This is a genomic window from Amycolatopsis sp. NPDC058278 (assembly GCF_042881395.1).
Classification (GTDB): Bacteria; Actinomycetota; Actinomycetes; order Mycobacteriales; family Pseudonocardiaceae; genus Amycolatopsis.
Genome location: NZ_JBHVXZ010000039.1, coordinates 62,728 through 77,070, shown reverse-complemented (window position 1 = coordinate 77,070; position 14,343 = coordinate 62,728). Strand labels below are relative to the sequence as shown.

Annotated in this window: 12 protein-coding genes; 8 read left to right on the top strand and 4 right to left on the bottom strand. The window is 71.1% G+C overall.

Features of this window, described 5'->3' with window-relative positions:
• Window positions 1-130 precede the first annotated feature (130 nt).
• Window positions 131-484, bottom strand: coding sequence for a hypothetical protein (locus ACFVYA_RS21665; RefSeq protein WP_387047370.1), 354 nt, complete (start codon window positions 482-484; stop codon window positions 131-133).
• Between the two features lie 984 nt (window positions 485-1,468).
• On the opposite strand from ACFVYA_RS21665, the gene ACFVYA_RS21660 reads away from it, so the two are divergent.
• Complete coding sequence (locus ACFVYA_RS21660; protein ID WP_387047368.1) at window positions 1,469-3,802, top strand: Orn/Lys/Arg decarboxylase N-terminal domain-containing protein; 2,334 nt, start codon at window positions 1,469-1,471, stop codon at window positions 3,800-3,802.
• A gap of 409 nt (window positions 3,803-4,211) precedes the next feature.
• Here ACFVYA_RS21660 and ACFVYA_RS21655 read toward each other — a convergent pair whose 3' ends face one another.
• Window positions 4,212-4,346, bottom strand: a complete 135-nt coding sequence (locus ACFVYA_RS21655; protein WP_387047366.1) for a hypothetical protein — start codon at window positions 4,344-4,346, stop codon at window positions 4,212-4,214.
• Between the two features lie 167 nt (window positions 4,347-4,513).
• Here ACFVYA_RS21655 and ACFVYA_RS21650 point away from each other — a divergent pair, with 167 nt between their 5' ends.
• The 3 genes from ACFVYA_RS21650 (at window position 4,514) to ACFVYA_RS21640 (ending at window position 6,449) form a co-directional block, all read left to right on the top strand.
• Window positions 4,514-4,876, top strand: coding sequence for a hypothetical protein (locus ACFVYA_RS21650; RefSeq protein ID WP_387047364.1), 363 nt, complete (start codon window positions 4,514-4,516; stop codon window positions 4,874-4,876).
• Between the two features lie 444 nt (window positions 4,877-5,320).
• A complete protein-coding gene (locus ACFVYA_RS21645) occupies window positions 5,321-5,515 on the top strand; it encodes a hypothetical protein (RefSeq protein ID WP_387047362.1) in 195 nt (64 codons plus the stop codon).
• Window positions 5,516-6,068: 553 nt separating this feature from the next.
• Window positions 6,069-6,449, top strand: coding sequence for a peptidase inhibitor family I36 protein (locus tag ACFVYA_RS21640; RefSeq protein ID WP_387047360.1), 381 nt, complete (start codon window positions 6,069-6,071; stop codon window positions 6,447-6,449).
• Window positions 6,450-7,294: 845 nt separating this feature from the next.
• On the opposite strand, the gene ACFVYA_RS21635 is transcribed toward ACFVYA_RS21640, so the two are convergent.
• Window positions 7,295-8,695 carry a KamA family radical SAM protein gene (locus ACFVYA_RS21635; RefSeq protein ID WP_387047358.1) on the bottom strand — a complete coding sequence of 467 codons (1,401 nt, stop codon included), beginning with the start codon at window positions 8,693-8,695 and terminating at the stop codon, window positions 7,295-7,297.
• A 120-nt stretch (window positions 8,696-8,815) separates the two neighbouring features.
• Here ACFVYA_RS21635 and ACFVYA_RS21630 point away from each other — a divergent pair, with 120 nt between their 5' ends.
• The 4 genes from ACFVYA_RS21630 to ACFVYA_RS21615 are packed head-to-tail and all read left to right on the top strand — an operon-like array spanning window position 8,816 to window position 13,657.
• A complete protein-coding gene (locus ACFVYA_RS21630; RefSeq protein ID WP_387047357.1) occupies window positions 8,816-10,411 on the top strand; it encodes an amidohydrolase in 1,596 nt (531 codons plus the stop codon).
• Between the two features lie 11 nt (window positions 10,412-10,422).
• Window positions 10,423-12,033 carry an apolipoprotein N-acyltransferase gene (lnt, locus tag ACFVYA_RS21625; RefSeq protein WP_387047356.1) on the top strand — a complete coding sequence of 537 codons (1,611 nt, stop codon included), beginning with the start codon at window positions 10,423-10,425 and terminating at the stop codon, window positions 12,031-12,033.
• 26 nt (window positions 12,034-12,059) lie between these two features.
• Window positions 12,060-12,827 carry a polyprenol monophosphomannose synthase gene (locus tag ACFVYA_RS21620; protein WP_285991789.1) on the top strand — a complete coding sequence of 256 codons (768 nt, stop codon included), beginning with the start codon at window positions 12,060-12,062 and terminating at the stop codon, window positions 12,825-12,827.
• Between the two features lie 26 nt (window positions 12,828-12,853).
• Window positions 12,854-13,657: a PIG-L deacetylase family protein gene (locus tag ACFVYA_RS21615; RefSeq protein WP_387047355.1), complete on the top strand. Its 804-nt coding sequence runs from the start codon at window positions 12,854-12,856 to the stop codon at window positions 13,655-13,657.
• Here the strand turns inward: ACFVYA_RS21615 and ACFVYA_RS21610 are convergent.
• A complete protein-coding gene (locus tag ACFVYA_RS21610; protein ID WP_387047353.1) occupies window positions 13,590-14,339 on the bottom strand; it encodes a DeoR/GlpR family DNA-binding transcription regulator in 750 nt (249 codons plus the stop codon). The two genes, ACFVYA_RS21615 and ACFVYA_RS21610, sit on opposite strands and share 68 nt — an antisense overlap.
• Window positions 14,340-14,343: the final 4 nt, after the last annotated feature.

Genomic DNA, 14,343 nt, shown 5'->3' with positions numbered 1-14,343 from the left:
GCCACCCAGCGATACACCCTCCCGCGGGTGTGTGCGGGTAGTCGGGGTGCGGACCCACCGGGCGCTGGTCGCCGCGGACCCGGCGCCTGGTCGGTCCCCGTTGACCCACCACCCTGTTCCGAACAATCGCTCAACCCGCGTCGTCAGGTGCGGGCTTGAAGCCCTTGGCGATCAGCCACACGCCCAGTGAGAGCTCCCACAGTGCGATCGGAAGTGCCGCGAGCCCCGACTGGACGCGGGTGCCGAACGCAGCGGCCCGGCCGCAGGCCGCGGCCGCCTCGAACCAGGTCAGGGAGTCGTCGCGGGCCCAGGCTCGGGCGACCTGCAGCTCGTCCGGGCGCAGTTGGGCGAGGACCCGGTGCACGTGGTCGTCGAAGGCTTCCAGCCGGCGCTCAACCGCGATGTCCGGCGGCGGTGGGAGCGAGCTGCCAACCAGCGTGGCCTGCAGGGCCTCGTGGTGTGGGACTTGATCGAGGGAACCCACGCGCCGACCGCGGAACGGCGCCTCAGTCAGCAACCGCGCGCGAGTCCCGCGCCGACGCCGGTGGGTGGGAGGTCTCCCCAGTGCCGGCTGGTCGTCCGGTCGGCGGCACTGCGGGAGGCCGGGGGCCAGGATGCACTCGCCCTTGAGCGCCGGACCTGGTTGCGGTGTCGCTGGCTGCGATGGCTATGCGAATCCGTGCCCACGACACCGAACTGCGGGGGCAGGCGACCCCGCTTCCTCCGTGGATCCTGCCGACCAGCTGCTCGTGTCCGGGCTCGTTGATGGGCCGACCAGGCGCTCGACGACGGCTACGTCACCGGGTATCGACGTAGCCGCTGCCACGGACGAGGGCCGGCCGACGAGCACGCGCCGCCGGCGTGGGCGCGGCTGGCCCGCCGTGGCCTGATGCGGCCAGTACATCGGCAGGGGATAGGTCAGCAGCTGACGGACCAGCCGCAGTACACCGCGACCGTGTCGAGGGCGAATGTGTCGTCCGGTCCAATAGCACATAGCCCAGCAGCGCTGCCGCAGTCGCACCGCGACCTCCTCGGCCGAGGGCTCGACGGCCACGACCACCTTGTCGCCCTGCTACGGCAGCCGCCGGCGTGCGTGGCGAGGGTGGACGTTCCAGCAATGCTTGAGCGCCTCGAGCAGGTCCCGTGATGCCGTAGCGCGCTGGCCGTCCGGCAAGCCTGCATAGCAATATCCGGCTGCTCCGGCTGGCCCACCGGGTCGAAGAGGCGCACGACGACGCCCGCGCCGAAGAGGGGTGAGCCGCCCGCGCTCGGCTGCGAAACACTTCCGATGACCGATATCAGTCTTTCGAGCGCCGATTCCCCCGGGTCGCGGAAACCATAGTCACCGCGTGACGCAATCGCCCGGATTGTGCTCGAAAGAAGTACCTCGGCGCCAGCGTTCGGCCGATCGACGCCGCGTTCGCACGCGGCTATATCTGGTGGTAACCATCCGAAAAGGGGTTCTGCCGTGGCCGGTTCGACCGTTTTGCTCGCGCTGAACGACATCCCACCGGGGTCGGTGCTCGAAAGCCAGCTGGACCGGATTTGCGAGCACCTGGCCGCGGACGGGCACGACGTCCTGCGCGCCGGTACCGACGACGACGCCCTCGCTCTCGTGCAGAGCCGGGCCGACCTCACCGCCGCGCTGGTCAGCTGGGACCTGCGGGACGACGACGGCGACCTGGCACTGCCCGCCGAAGCCGTGCTGAAAGCGGTGGTCGGGCGGTTCACCCGGCTCCCGGTCTTCCTGGTGCCCACCGCCACCTCGGTCGACGACCTGCCGCTGTGGGTCGCCGAGGTCATCTGCGGGTACGTCTGGCTGCTGGAGGACACGCCGGGGTTCATCGCCGGCCGGATCGGGGTCGCCGCGCGGCGCTACCGCGACGAAATACTGCCACCGTTCTTCCGGGAACTCCGGCGGTTCGACGACACCCACGAATATTCCTGGCACACCCCTGCCCACGCGGGCGGGGTGGCATTCCTGAAGTCCCCGGCCGGTCGGGCGTTGTTCGACTATTACGGCGAGCGGTTGTTCCGCACCGACCTGTCGATTTCCGTGGCGGAGCTGGGTTCACTGTTCGAGCACTCCGGGCCGATCGGTGACGCCGAGCGCAACGCCGCGCGCATCTTCGGCGCCGACCTGACGTACTTCGTGCTGCACGGCGATTCCACCGGCGACCGCATCGCGCTGCACGCCAGCATCGCCACCGACGAGCTGGTGCTGGTCGACCGTAACTGCCACAAGGCGATCTACCACGGGCTGACGCTGACCGGCGGCCGCCCGGTCTACCTCGTGCCCACCCGCAACGGCTACGGGCTGATGGGCCCGATCCCGCCCGCCGCGCTGAGCCGCGAAGCGGTTGCCGCGCTCGTGCCGGGCAGCCCGCTCGCGGCCGGTGCGGCCGCGCCGGACCCGGTGTACGCGGTGATCACCAACTCGACCTACGACGGTCTGTGCTACGACGCGGTCCGCGTCGCCGGGCTGCTGGGGAGCAGCGTGCCCCGGCTGCACCTGGACGAGGCTTGGTTCGCCTACGCCCGGTTCCACCCGCTCTACGCCCGCCGGTACGGCATGGCCGTGGACGCCGACGCGCTGCCCGGCGCCGTCCGGCCCACCGTCTTCAGCACCCAATCCACCCACAAGCTGCTCGCGGCGATGTCCCAGAGCGCGATGTTGCACGTGAAGAACGCGCCGCGTTCGCCGGTTGAGCACCGGCAGTTCAACGAGACGTTCATGATGCACGCGACCACTTCGCCGCTGTACCCGATGATCGCCGGGCTCGACGTCGCCGCCGGCATGATGGACGGCCCGGGCGGGCGGTGGCTGATCGACGAGGCCGTCACCGAAGCCATCCGGTTCCGGCAGACAGTGGCCCGCATCGGCCGCCGCATCGCCGCGGCCGGAGACCGGCCCGCCTGGTTCTTCGGCACCTGGCAGCCGGACGAGGTCGACGATCCGCGCACCGGGCAGCGATACCCGTTCGCGGACGCGCCACTGGACCTGCTGCGCACCGAACCCGCTTGCTGGAGCCTCGAGCCCGGTGCGGCTTGGCACGGCTTCCCGGACCTGGAGGCCGGCTACTGCCTGCTCGACCCGGTCAAGGTCAGCGTCACCTGTCCGGGCACCGACGCCCGCGGTACCGCGGGCGAGCAGGGCATCCCGGCCCGGATCCTCACCGCTTACCTGGAAACGCGCCGCATCGTCGTCGAAAAAACCGACGCTTACACCTGCTTGATCCTGTTCTCGATGGGCATCACGAAGGGCAAATGGGGCACGCTCGTCGACGGGCTCCTCGACTTCAAGAGCCTCTACGACACCGGGGCTCGCCTGATCGACGTCCTCCCCGCGCTGGTCGAAGCACACCCGGCCCGCTACGGCGGCCTCACGCTGCGGGACCTGTGCGACCAGATGCACGCCCACCTCCGCAAAAGCGACCTCATCCCGCTGCTCGACGCGGCGTTCACCCACCCGCCGCGCCCCGAACTCACTCCGGCGCAGACCTACCAGCGGCTGCTGCGCGGCGGTACCGAACCCGTCCGCCTAGCCGAGCTCGCCGACCGCACGGTCGCGACCCAGGTCGTCACCACCCCGCCCGGCATCCCTGTCCTGATGCCGGGGGAGAGCGCCGGCTGCCACGACGAGCCGACCTTGCGCTACCTGCGCGCCCTCGAGGACTTCGACCGGCACTTCCCCGGTTTCCCCAGTGAGACCCACGGCGTGACCCGGGACGCCGACGGCGACTACTGGATCACCTGCCTGGCGCACCCGGCCGGCACCGCGTCGTTCCCCGGACCGGCCTGAACACGGCCATGACGGTCGATGCGGGGGCGAAGCGGTCTGTCGACCGGTGGGGAACCGCCGGCGAGAGCGCTCAGGCCCACTGAGCCGTGGCGGGCTGGCGAACAGTAGTTCAGGGACTCAAGCGTCACTTTCGAGTGGCACCGATGGGTGATTTCGGATTGCCGGTCATCTCGATCTTGCCGACACTCGGTGCAAGGAGAACACGATTTCCGAACCCGAGACAGTGCCGGAGTCCGACGTCCGGTCCCGATCGTCGTGCGGGGGTACGACCGCCGGCAGGTCGACGAGTACGTGCGAACTCGCCGCGCGGTTGCAGCGCGACTGGCTGCGTGACCGCTTCGCGGGCGCCCACCGACGAAGTTCACGGGAATCCTTCGCTGGCCCGAACGAGCTCTGCCGGGCGCATTGCTCAGGCCTCCGCGGCGAGGTTCTGGCGGCGAACAAGGGTCGTAGGCTTGCCCCGCACGCCCCGCACGCCCCGCACGCCCCGCACGCGCTCGACGATCGCAAAGGCGGCCTGCTCGTCACGGTGTTCTTGCATCATGACATCAGTGTCACCGCTCGATTGAGCCTGCCGTCCGCCTCGCGAACCCATCGGACACGGTTGGCGTCGGTGAAGGTGAACCGGATCGACGCCTGACGTCAGTTCCGCTGGAGCCGGACGGGCAGGCGGCGCGGTATCGGACCCTCACGGCCGGCCGCCGGTTGCTCGTGGTGCTCGACAACGCGCGCGACACCGAACACGTCGTCCCGTTGCTTCCCGGCGGATCTTCGTATTCGGTCCTGATCACGAGCCGGCACGAGCTCGGTGGCCTGATCATCACCCATGGCGGGACCACGCTGCCGTTGCGGACTCTCGACGAACCGCAGGCGCGAGAGCTGCTCGCGCACAAGCTGGGTGAGGCCCGGCTGGCCGAAGAACCCGACGCGGCCCAGCAGATCGTTCGCCAACGCGGGGGAATTTCCCTGGCGCTGGCCATCGTCGGCGCGGGTGGCAGCCCAGCCAGGCCGGCGGCTGTCGACGCTGGCCGCCGAACTGTCGGAAAGCCGGCTGGATGCCCTCGACACCGGTGAGCTGACGGCGAGCCTGCGCGCGGTGTTCGGCGCCTCCTACCGATCCCTCGACGCCGCGTCCGCGTCCGCGTTCCGCCTGCTCGGACTGGCGCCCGCCGACGATATCGGCCGCGTGGCTGCGATCGCCCTGTCCAGGGACGCCCGTCCCCTGCGCGTGCTGTGTGCGGTCAATCTCCTGGAGGAGAACCCACCGGGCCGGTTCCGAATGCACGACCTCGTCAAGCTCTACGCCGCCGAACTCGCGGACAGGACCGACGACGCCAGCGTCCGGCTCGCGGCGTCGGCCCGGTTGTTCGACCACTACCTGTGCTGGGCCTCGTCCGCCATGGAGTGGGTGTCACCCCATGAGGCCTACCTACGGCCACCGGCAGGGCGGTCGGGGGGACCGCAACTCCGTTCGCGGACGGCTACGCCGCGCGGGCCTGGCTGGACGCGGAACGGACCATGCTCGCCCTGGCGACCGGTGCCCCGGAAGCCCTGGCCGGGCATGTCGTCCGGCTCTTGGCGGCGCTCTGGCGGTCCCGGTATGTCGCGGCGCACCACCACGAGGCACCCACCCTCCACACGGCCGCTCTCGCGCTGGCTCCCTCCGGCACGCTGCAACAGGGCCTTGCCACGAAGCGGTGGGCACGACCCTGATCATGCTTGGCCGCTACGACGAAACTGTCAGCCACTTCGAGCAGGCCTTGACTATCGGGCGGATCGGTTCCGCGGCTGGGCCAGGCTAGCCCGGGGCATGCGGCGTCCGCACCGGGCTTTCGCCGATCCCCGCGCCGGCCCGCATCGAAGCGGAAACCGGCATCCTCACCGGCGCCGCCGAACGGAGCAACGATTACTCCTTCGCGTCCGGCCAGGTCGTGACGGCGGTGAGCGACGGGCCGGGCAACGCGCTTCTCTAACGGTGACGGCGAAGCAGCCGGGCCGTCATATGCCGGTCGTCTGGTACGCCAACGCCGAGGAGTCGACCCCGACCCACTGCAACCTCCCGGCAGAACGCGTTGCCGGACGATCACCGGAACCCGGCATTCCCGGCAAACTGGTATCCTCGCTTGAGGAACTGGGGTGCCGTCCTCCGGACGGAATACCGTCGTTCTCCCTTCCGCACCCGCCTTTCCGGGTTCGGCGAGTTCACGCACCGGCGTGACCTCGATGGACCAGGCGATCAGTACGTGAAAACCGAGGAGGAGGTTCGATGCGCAACCGTAGAGCACTCACCAAGTCCGGCGCAGCACTCGCGATCCTGCTGGCGTCCGTCACCACTCAGGTCGTCACCGCGTCACCGGCGGACGCCGCAGGCACCTGCCCGTTCACCGACACACTGTGCATGTGGGACCAGTCCGACTTCAACGGTGCCTCCATGAACGTCCTGCCGTTGCCGCCCAACCCGAGTGCGTGCGTGGACCTGGTGGAGCACGGCTGGGGAAACCGGGTCCGGTCGGCGATCAACACCAGCAGCAAAGCCGCCGCGATGTTCCAGAGCGACAACTGCACCGGCCACCCGTTCCCGATCGAAGGCAACTCGCAGAAGCCTTCGATCACGTTCGCCGCCAACAGCGTTTTCGTGCAGCGCTGAGCGATCCTGCGTGAGCTGTACGGTGGCCGACGCCAGCATCGGTGTGGTGCGCAGTCCGGGAGCGATGGTCGCCACCACGGCGCCGGCCACCAGCACCGCGCTGAGGATGACGGACGTGGCGCGCCGACGCACGCTGTTCAGCGGCAGCCCGCCGGCTAGTTGTTGCGGGTCGTGACGTTGGTGACGCGGGTGAGGGCCTGAGACGAGGGACGGGTCTTTCGGCGGCAGGATGAGAAGTGCGACCAACACATCCGCCGAGAGAAAGACCCGTCCATGCACCACCGTAATGCCCCACTGTCGCTTGAGGGTCGCCGCCGGCTCGTTGCGTGCTCGCTCCCGGCGGATCGAGCGAGACGACCTGCTCGGCGTCAGCGGTCTGTGCTGGACACATTCCCAGAGTGCCATCGCCTGTACGCAATCGACACGCGCCCCGGCTCAGCGTGCATTCGCGGCCGCCGCATAGGCCGAGCGTCCGATCGACCACACTGGGCACGGTAACGCAATTCTGTTCAAACGTCGTTAAATCGAGGGAAATGGTCATGCATTTGCGACCATTTGATATCGCAGCGTTAGCGTGGTTTTGCGGCGTGAATGCATGTTAATTCAGGCCATAAAAAGGTGTAGGAGCACGTGGTCTGCCGACCGGACCGAAGTGGCCGCCCGGCAAGCATGTCTGTCCGCAGTGGAATTTCTGGGCCGTACCTGGGCCGTATGGTGATCGGTCGCAACCGGTCGTCACCGGTCCTGACCAGCGCAAACGTCCGAGACGGCCGTGGGGGTGCGAGCGGCTCCGATCGGCCCCGCAGCACCCCCTCGGCATCCTCTTCAAGTCTGACCCGCCGGCGTCAGCTGGACCGGTTCGCCCACCAGGCCTGGCCGGCTTCGGGCAGGGTCGAGATCGGGTCGTAGTAGGGGTACCGCCGCTGCAGAGCCTCCCCGCGATCCTCGGCGTCAGCCTTGTCGACGCTGGTCAGGTAGTTCTTGGTCCAGTACGAAATCCCCAGCTCCCGGTCGTAGTCGGCGAGCTGGTGCACCCACCGCTTCCCCACATAAGGCACGTCACAAACAATCCGCGGCGTCGCATACCCTGGCAGGTACCCCATGATCGCGTGCTGCAATTCCTGGGCTTCCCAAACAGACACCCGCCAGTGCTCCGCGTTCGGGATCATGTCGCACATGTAGAAGTAGTACGGCAGAATGTTCGCTTCCCCTTGCAGGGCAAAGCACAGATCCAGCAAGGCCGCCGGCGTCGCGTTGACCCCGCGCATCAGCACGCCCTGGTTGCGGACGTCCCGCACCCCGACGTTCAGCGCCGTCTGGGCTGCCTCCGCCACCAGAGGGGTCACCGACTGGGCGTGGTTGACGTGCGTGTGGATTGCCAGGTTGACGCCGCGTCGCTGGGCGGTGACCGCCACTCGCTCGAGGCCTTCGACCACCTTCGGCTGGAGCCAGTGCTGGGGCAGGGCCGCGAGGGCCTTCGTCGCCAGGCGGATGTCTCGGACCGTTTCGATGTCCATCAGGCGCATCAGGAACGACTCCAGCTGGGGCCACGGCACGTTGGCCACGTCGCCGCCGGAGACGACCACGTCGCGGACGCCCGGGGTCTTCTTCAGGTACGCGATCATCGCGTCCTGGCGGTCGACCGGTTTGAGCGTCAGCTTGTGCTTCTCGACCGTCTCCGTCGAATTGCCGACCAGGTCCATGCGGGTGCAGTGGCCGCAGTACTGGGGGCAGGTCGAGATCATCTCGGCCAGCACCTTCGTCGGGTAGCGGTGGGTGAGGCCCTCCACGACCCACATCTCCGCCTCGTGCAGCGAATCGCGCTCGGAGTGCGGGTGGCTCGGCCACGTGGCGTCACGGTCACTGCGGACCGGGAGCATGTAGCGGCGGATCGGGTCGGCGTAGAACGCCTCGGTCACCTTGGCCGGGTCGGTGCCCGCGGTCGGGGCCATCGTGTTGAGCATCTGCGGGGGCAGCAGCATCGACATCGTCGCCAGCTCGCGCTGGTCGGCGAGCAGGTCGTCGTAGAAGCGCTCCTCCAGCAGGTCGCCCATCAGGGCGCGCAGCTGCTTGACGTTGCGGACGCAGTGCACCCGCTGCCACTGCGCGTCGCGCCACTCGGCCTCGGTCACGTCGTGCCAGCCAGGAAAGCGGCGCCAGTCGGGTTCCACCAGCTCGGCGCGGGCGTACTCGTAGGGCTGGTCGAAGGCGGCGGCAGGCGTCACAGGTTCCTGGATCGCAGTCACTTGTACTCCTAGTCGTCGGGAACGCGTTAAAATATCCTGTCATAACGTTCTCACGGAGTAAATCTTCCTGCCTGCCGGGTCGCCGTCCCCCACCTGGACGAAGCAGGCAGACTCAGGGGCGTGACGGACGAACACACGACGCTCCTGCTCGGCGGGCGCATCTACACCCCCGCCGGCCCCGACGCCACGGCGATGGCGGTCACCGGCGGCACCGTGGTCTGGGTCGGGCAGGACGCCCCGGCCCGCGCCCTGCACGCGAACGCCGAGATCGTCGACCTCCAGGGCGCCTTCGTCGCCCCCGCGTTCGTCGACGCGCACGTCCACGCCACCGCCACCGGCCTGCACCTGACCGGCCTCGACCTCACCGGCGCCCGCGGCCGCGCCGACCTGCTGGCCCGCGTGCGCGACGCCGTCCGCCCCGGGCGGGTCCTGCTCGCCCACGGCTGGGACGAGACGACCTGGACCGACCCGCGCCTGCCCAGCCGCGCCGAGCTCGACGCCGCCGCCGGGGGCGCGCCCGTCTACCTCAGCCGCGTCGACGTCCACTCCGCGCTCGTCTCCACCGCCCTGGTCGAGCTGGCCCCGACCGCCCGCGACGCCGACGGCTGGTCGCCCGACGGCCCGCTGACCCGCGCCGCCCACCACGCCGTCCGCGCGGCCGTGCGCGCCGCCATCACGCCCGAGCAGCGCGAACGCGCCCAGCGGGCGTTCCTCACCGAGGCCGCGGAACAGGGCATCGTGAGCGTCCACGAATGCGCCGGCCCCGACATCTCCGGCCGCGACGACCTCGCCGCCCTCCTCGCCCTCTCCGGGCCCGGCACCCCGGAGGTCGTCGGGTACTGGGGCGAACTCGGCGCCGTCGAAACCGCGCGGGAACTCGGGGCCCGTGGCCTGGCCGGCGACCTGTTCGTCGACGGCGCCCTCGGCTCCCACACCGCCGCCCTGACCCGGCCCTACGCCGACCACCCCGGCGAAGGAACGCTCTACCTCGACGCCCACCGCATCGCCGGGCACCTCACCGCCTGCACCGAAGCCGGGCTGCAGGCCGGCTTCCACGTCATCGGCGACGCCGCGGTCGCCGAAGTCGTCGAAGGCTTCCGGCTGGCGGAGAAGGAGGTCGGGCAGCGCGCGCTGGCCGCCCGCCACCACCGGCTCGAACACCTGGAGATGGTCACCGCCGAGCAGGCCAAGCAGCTGGCCGCCTGGGGCGTGGTCGCCTCGGCGCAACCGCTGTTCGACGCGCTCTGGGGCGGCCCGGAGGGCATGTACGCCGAACGTCTCGGCGCGGACCGCGCCGCCGGCCTCAACCCCTTCTCGGCGCTGGCCGCCGAAGGCGTCCTGCTCGCCTTCGGCTCCGACGCGCCGGTGACACCGCTCGACCCGTGGGCGAACGTCCGCGCCGCGGCCTACCACCGGACGCCGGGCGCCGGCCTGTCGCCGCGGGCGGCGTTCACCGCCCACACCCGGGCCGGGCACCGCGCGGCCGGCGTCCACGACGGCGTCACCGGCAGCCTCGTCCCGGGCGCGCCGGCGCACTACGCGATCTGGGACGCCACCGACCTCGTCGTGGCCACCCCGGACAGCCGCGTGCAGCGCTGGTCCACCGATCCGCGGGCCGGCGTGCCGCCGCTGCCCCGGCTCGAACCGGACGCCGCCCTCCCGCGGTGCCTGCGCACGGTCCGCGCGGGTGACGTCCTCCACGACACGATCTCCTAGAGTTGGCACCCGTGGCAGTCACCGTGGCCGACCCCGAACCGGGCGCCCCGCACCAGCCCGCCCGCACGCGGCGGTTCCCCCCGGCCTGGCTGCTGCGCACCGCCGCGGCGTGCGCGTCCGGATTCGCCTATTACCTGAGCTTCGCGCCGCGCCCGCTGTGGTGGCTGGCGCCGCTGGCCTTCGCCGGGCTGGCCCTCGTCCTGCGCGGACGCCGCTTCCGGGCCGGCTTCGGCTACGGCTTCGCGTTCGGGCTGGTGTTCTTCCTGCCGCTGCTGACCTGGCTGCTGGACTTCCTGGGGCCGGACTTCGGCCCGTGGCCGTGGCTGGGCCTGTCGTTGGCGCTGGCGCTCTACCACGGCCTGGCCGGCGGCCTGATCACGCTGGTTTCCCGGCTGCCGGCCGCGCCGCTGTGGGGTGCGCTGGTGCTCATCGCGCTGGAGACGCCGCGCGCGTGGTTCCCCTTCGGCGGCTTCCCGTGGGGCCGTGTCGCCTTCAGCCAGCCCGAAGGCGCGTTCCTGCCGCTCGCCTCGATCGGCGGCGCCCCGCTGGTCGGCCTGGCCGTCGTCCTCACCGGCTTCGGCCTGGCCACCCTCGCCGCCCGGCTGTGGGACGTGCGCAAGCTCACGCGACCGGTGGTCTTCGCCGCCCTCGCCGCGTTGCTGCCCGTGGTCGCGGGCCTGGCGCTGTGGCCGGCGATCGGCACCGGCGCCCAGGACGGCGAGCTCACCGTCGCGACCGTGCAGGGCAACGCCCCGGACATCGGGCTCGCGCTGCAGGGGCAGCGGACCGTCCTGCGCGACAACACCATCGCCGAGAGCGAGCGGCTGCTCGCGGCCGTCCGGGCCGGGAAGGTGGCCAAGCCGGACCTGGTGGTGTGGCCGGAGAGCGCCACCCCCGTCACCGGCCCGGACCCGCAGGTCGACCAGCTCGTGGCGAACTTCGGCGTCCCGGCCCTGATCGGTGCGGTCTACGCGCTGCCGGACGGGCACGTCCAGAACTCCGTCATCGCCTGGGACCCGCGGACCGGCCCCGGCGAGCGCTACGCCAAGCAGCAGCTGGTGCCCTTCGGCGAGTACGTGCCCGCCCGCAAGGTCGCCCAGCTGGTCACCCCGTTCCTCGACCAGGAGACCGTCGACATGGTCCCCGGCGACGGCGCGAACCAGACCATGGACGTCGCGGGCACGAAGGTCGGCGTGTTCATCTGCTACGAGACGGCGTTCGACTACCCGGCCCGCGACGCCGTCCGCGGGGGCGCCGAACTGCTGGTGGTGCCGACCAACAACGCCTGGTACGGCCGCAGCGAGATGAGCGAGCAGCAGCTGGCGATGTCACGGCTGCGGGCGGTCGAACACGGCCGGTCCGTCGTGGTGTCCGCCGTCTCAGGGGTGAGCGCGGTCGTGGCGCCCGACGGCTCGGTGACCAGCTCAACGGGCCTTTTCACGGCGGATTCCCTGGTCGGGCGCGTCCCGTTGCGGACGCAGACTACGCTGTCGGATCGACTAGGTGCGTGGACGGAGTACGGGCTGCTGGCTCTGGCGATCGCCGGGGTGGCCGGTGGGCTCGTACTCCGTTTTCGCACCCGGCGCACCAGCGCCGGCACGGCAGGGGAAGCGGCGGACTGACCGCCGCGGATATCGGAGGAGCACGGATGTCGCAGGCGCCGCGGGGGGCCCGGGAAATCGAGCCGGTGCTGGTGGTGATCCCGACGTACAACGAGCGGGAGAACCTCGGCCCGATCCTGGATCGCCTGCACAAGGTACTCCCGGACGTGCACGTGCTCGTGGTGGACGACGGCAGCCCGGACGGCACCGGCGAGCTCGCCGACGAGCGCGCGGCCGCCAACCCCCACATCCAGGTGCTGCACCGCACCGAGAAGGCCGGCCTCGGCGCCGCCTACATCGCCGGGTTCCGCTGGGGCCTGGCGCGTGAGTACAACACGATCGTCGAGATGGACGCCGACGGCTCGCACGCCCCCGAGGACCTGCCCCGCCTGCTGGACGCGGTCGGCGACGCCGACCTGGCGATCGGCTCGCGCTACGTGCCGGGCGGCAGCGTCGTGAACTGGCCGGTGAACCGCCAGATCCTCTCCCGCGGCGCCAACATCTACTCGCAGGTCGCGCTGGGCATGCGCACCCGCGACATCACCGCGGGCTTCCGCGCCTACCGCCGTCCGGTGCTGGAGAAGCTGCCCCTGGACGAGGTCAACTCGCACGGCTACTGCTTCCAGATCGACCTGACCATCCGCACGGCCGACGCCGGGTTCGAGATCGTCGAGGTCCCGATCACCTTCACCGAGCGCGAGATCGGCGAGTCGAAGATGAGCGGCTCGATCATCCGCGAGGCGTTCCTGCGGGTGGCCAAGTGGGGCGTCGAGCGCCGCTGGCACCAGCTGCGCAAGCTCGTCAAGCGCGCCTGAGCCGTTTTCCCGCGTTCTGGGCCATCATGGGGCCGGTGACGACCATCGTGGCCTTCCACGCCCACGCCGACGACCCCGTCCTGCTCAGCGGCGGCACGCTGGCCCGCGCCGCGGCCGACGGGCACCGGGTGGTGGTCGTCGTGGCCACCGACGGCATGGCCGCCGAGCACCCGACGCCGCGGTGGGCCGAGCTGGAGGCCGCCGCGGCCATCCTCGGCGTCCGGCGCGTCGTGCACCTGGGCTACGCCGACAGCGGCCACGGACCGGTGCTGTACGCCGACCCGCCCGGACGGCAGCGCTTCGCCCGCGCGGACACCGAGGAGGCCGCGCACCGGCTCGCGGCCCTGCTGCACGAGGAGCGCGCCGACCTGCTGCTCGGCTACGACGGCAACGGCGGCTACGGTCACCGCGACCACGTGAAGGTGCACGAAGTCGCCCGCCGGGCGGCCCGGCTGACCGGGACGCGGCTGCTGGAGGCCACCCTGCCCCGGGACTTCGCGCTGCGGTTCGTGCGGGTGGTGCGGGCGCTGCGGATCCCGTTCGAATACGACGTCGAAGCGCTCGGGCAGGCCTACAGCCCGGCCTCGGCCATCACCCACCGGTTCGACGTGCGGCGGTTCGCCGGGCGCAAGCAGGCGGCGCTGGCCGCGCACGTGTCCGACGTGCGCGGCACCGGGCGGCTTTCGGCGGTGCTGCGGCTGCTCGTGTGGCTGCCGGCGCCCCTGTTCGGGCTGGTCGCCGGCCGCGAGTGGTACGCCGAGGTCACGCCCGCAGGATCGCCACACCCCGCCTTGCAAGTTCCTGCACGTTCTGGTCGTCGGCGTCGGTGATGACCCCGGCGACGTCGCCGAAGGGCAGCACGGTGAACCGCGACGCCGCGCCCAGCTTCTCGGCGCTGGCCAGCACGTAGGTGTCGGCCGCGCGCCGGGCCAGGGTGCGCTTCATCGCGGCTTCGTCGGCGTCGCCGGTGGTCAGCCCGGCTTCGGGGTGGACGCCGGTGACACCGAGCAGGAAGACGTCGGCGCTGATCGACTGGGCGGCCTCGGCCGCGGCCGCGCCGCAGGTGACCGCGGAGTGCCGGAACAACCGGCCGCCCAGCAGGAACACCTCGACGCCGGGGTGGCCGAGCAGGGCGACGGCGACGGTCGGGCTGTGCGTGACGACGGTGGCCTCGAGGTCTTCGGGGAGGGCTTTCGCGACGGCCAGCGTGGTCGTGCCGCCGTCCAGGATGACGGTGGAGCCGGGCCGGACCAGCGCGGCGGCCACCGCGGCGACCCGGTCCTTGCCGCCGACGGCGATGGAGGTCCGGCTCGCGTAGTCGGCGACGGCGGGGGAGACGGGCAGGGCACCGCCGTAGACGCGCTGGCAGAGCCCGGCTGCGGCGAGGTCACGCAGGTCACGGCGGATGCTGTCCTCGGAGACCCCGAGTTCGGCCGCGACGTCCTTCGCCAGGACTTTGCCGTCGGCGGCGAGCCGCGCGAGCAGCAGTTCACGACGTTCCCCGACCAGCATGCAC

What these genes read in the sequence shown, in the direction of transcription:
- ACFVYA_RS21655 (WP_387047366.1), bottom strand. Translation starts at nt 4,346, where the DNA reads ATGATGCAAGAACACCGTGACGAGCAGGCCGCCTTTGCGATCGTCGAG.
- ACFVYA_RS21645 (WP_387047362.1), top strand. Translation starts at nt 5,321, where the DNA reads ATGCTCGCCCTGGCGACCGGTGCCCCGGAAGCCCTGGCCGGGCATGTC.
- ACFVYA_RS21640 (WP_387047360.1), top strand. Translation starts at nt 6,069, where the DNA reads ATGCGCAACCGTAGAGCACTCACCAAGTCCGGCGCAGCACTCGCGATC.
- ACFVYA_RS21620 (WP_285991789.1), top strand. Translation starts at nt 12,060, where the DNA reads ATGTCGCAGGCGCCGCGGGGGGCCCGGGAAATCGAGCCGGTGCTGGTG.
- ACFVYA_RS21615 (WP_387047355.1), top strand. Translation starts at nt 12,854, where the DNA reads ATGGGGCCGGTGACGACCATCGTGGCCTTCCACGCCCACGCCGACGAC.
- ACFVYA_RS21610 (WP_387047353.1), bottom strand. Translation starts at nt 14,339, where the DNA reads ATGCTGGTCGGGGAACGTCGTGAACTGCTGCTCGCGCGGCTCGCCGCC.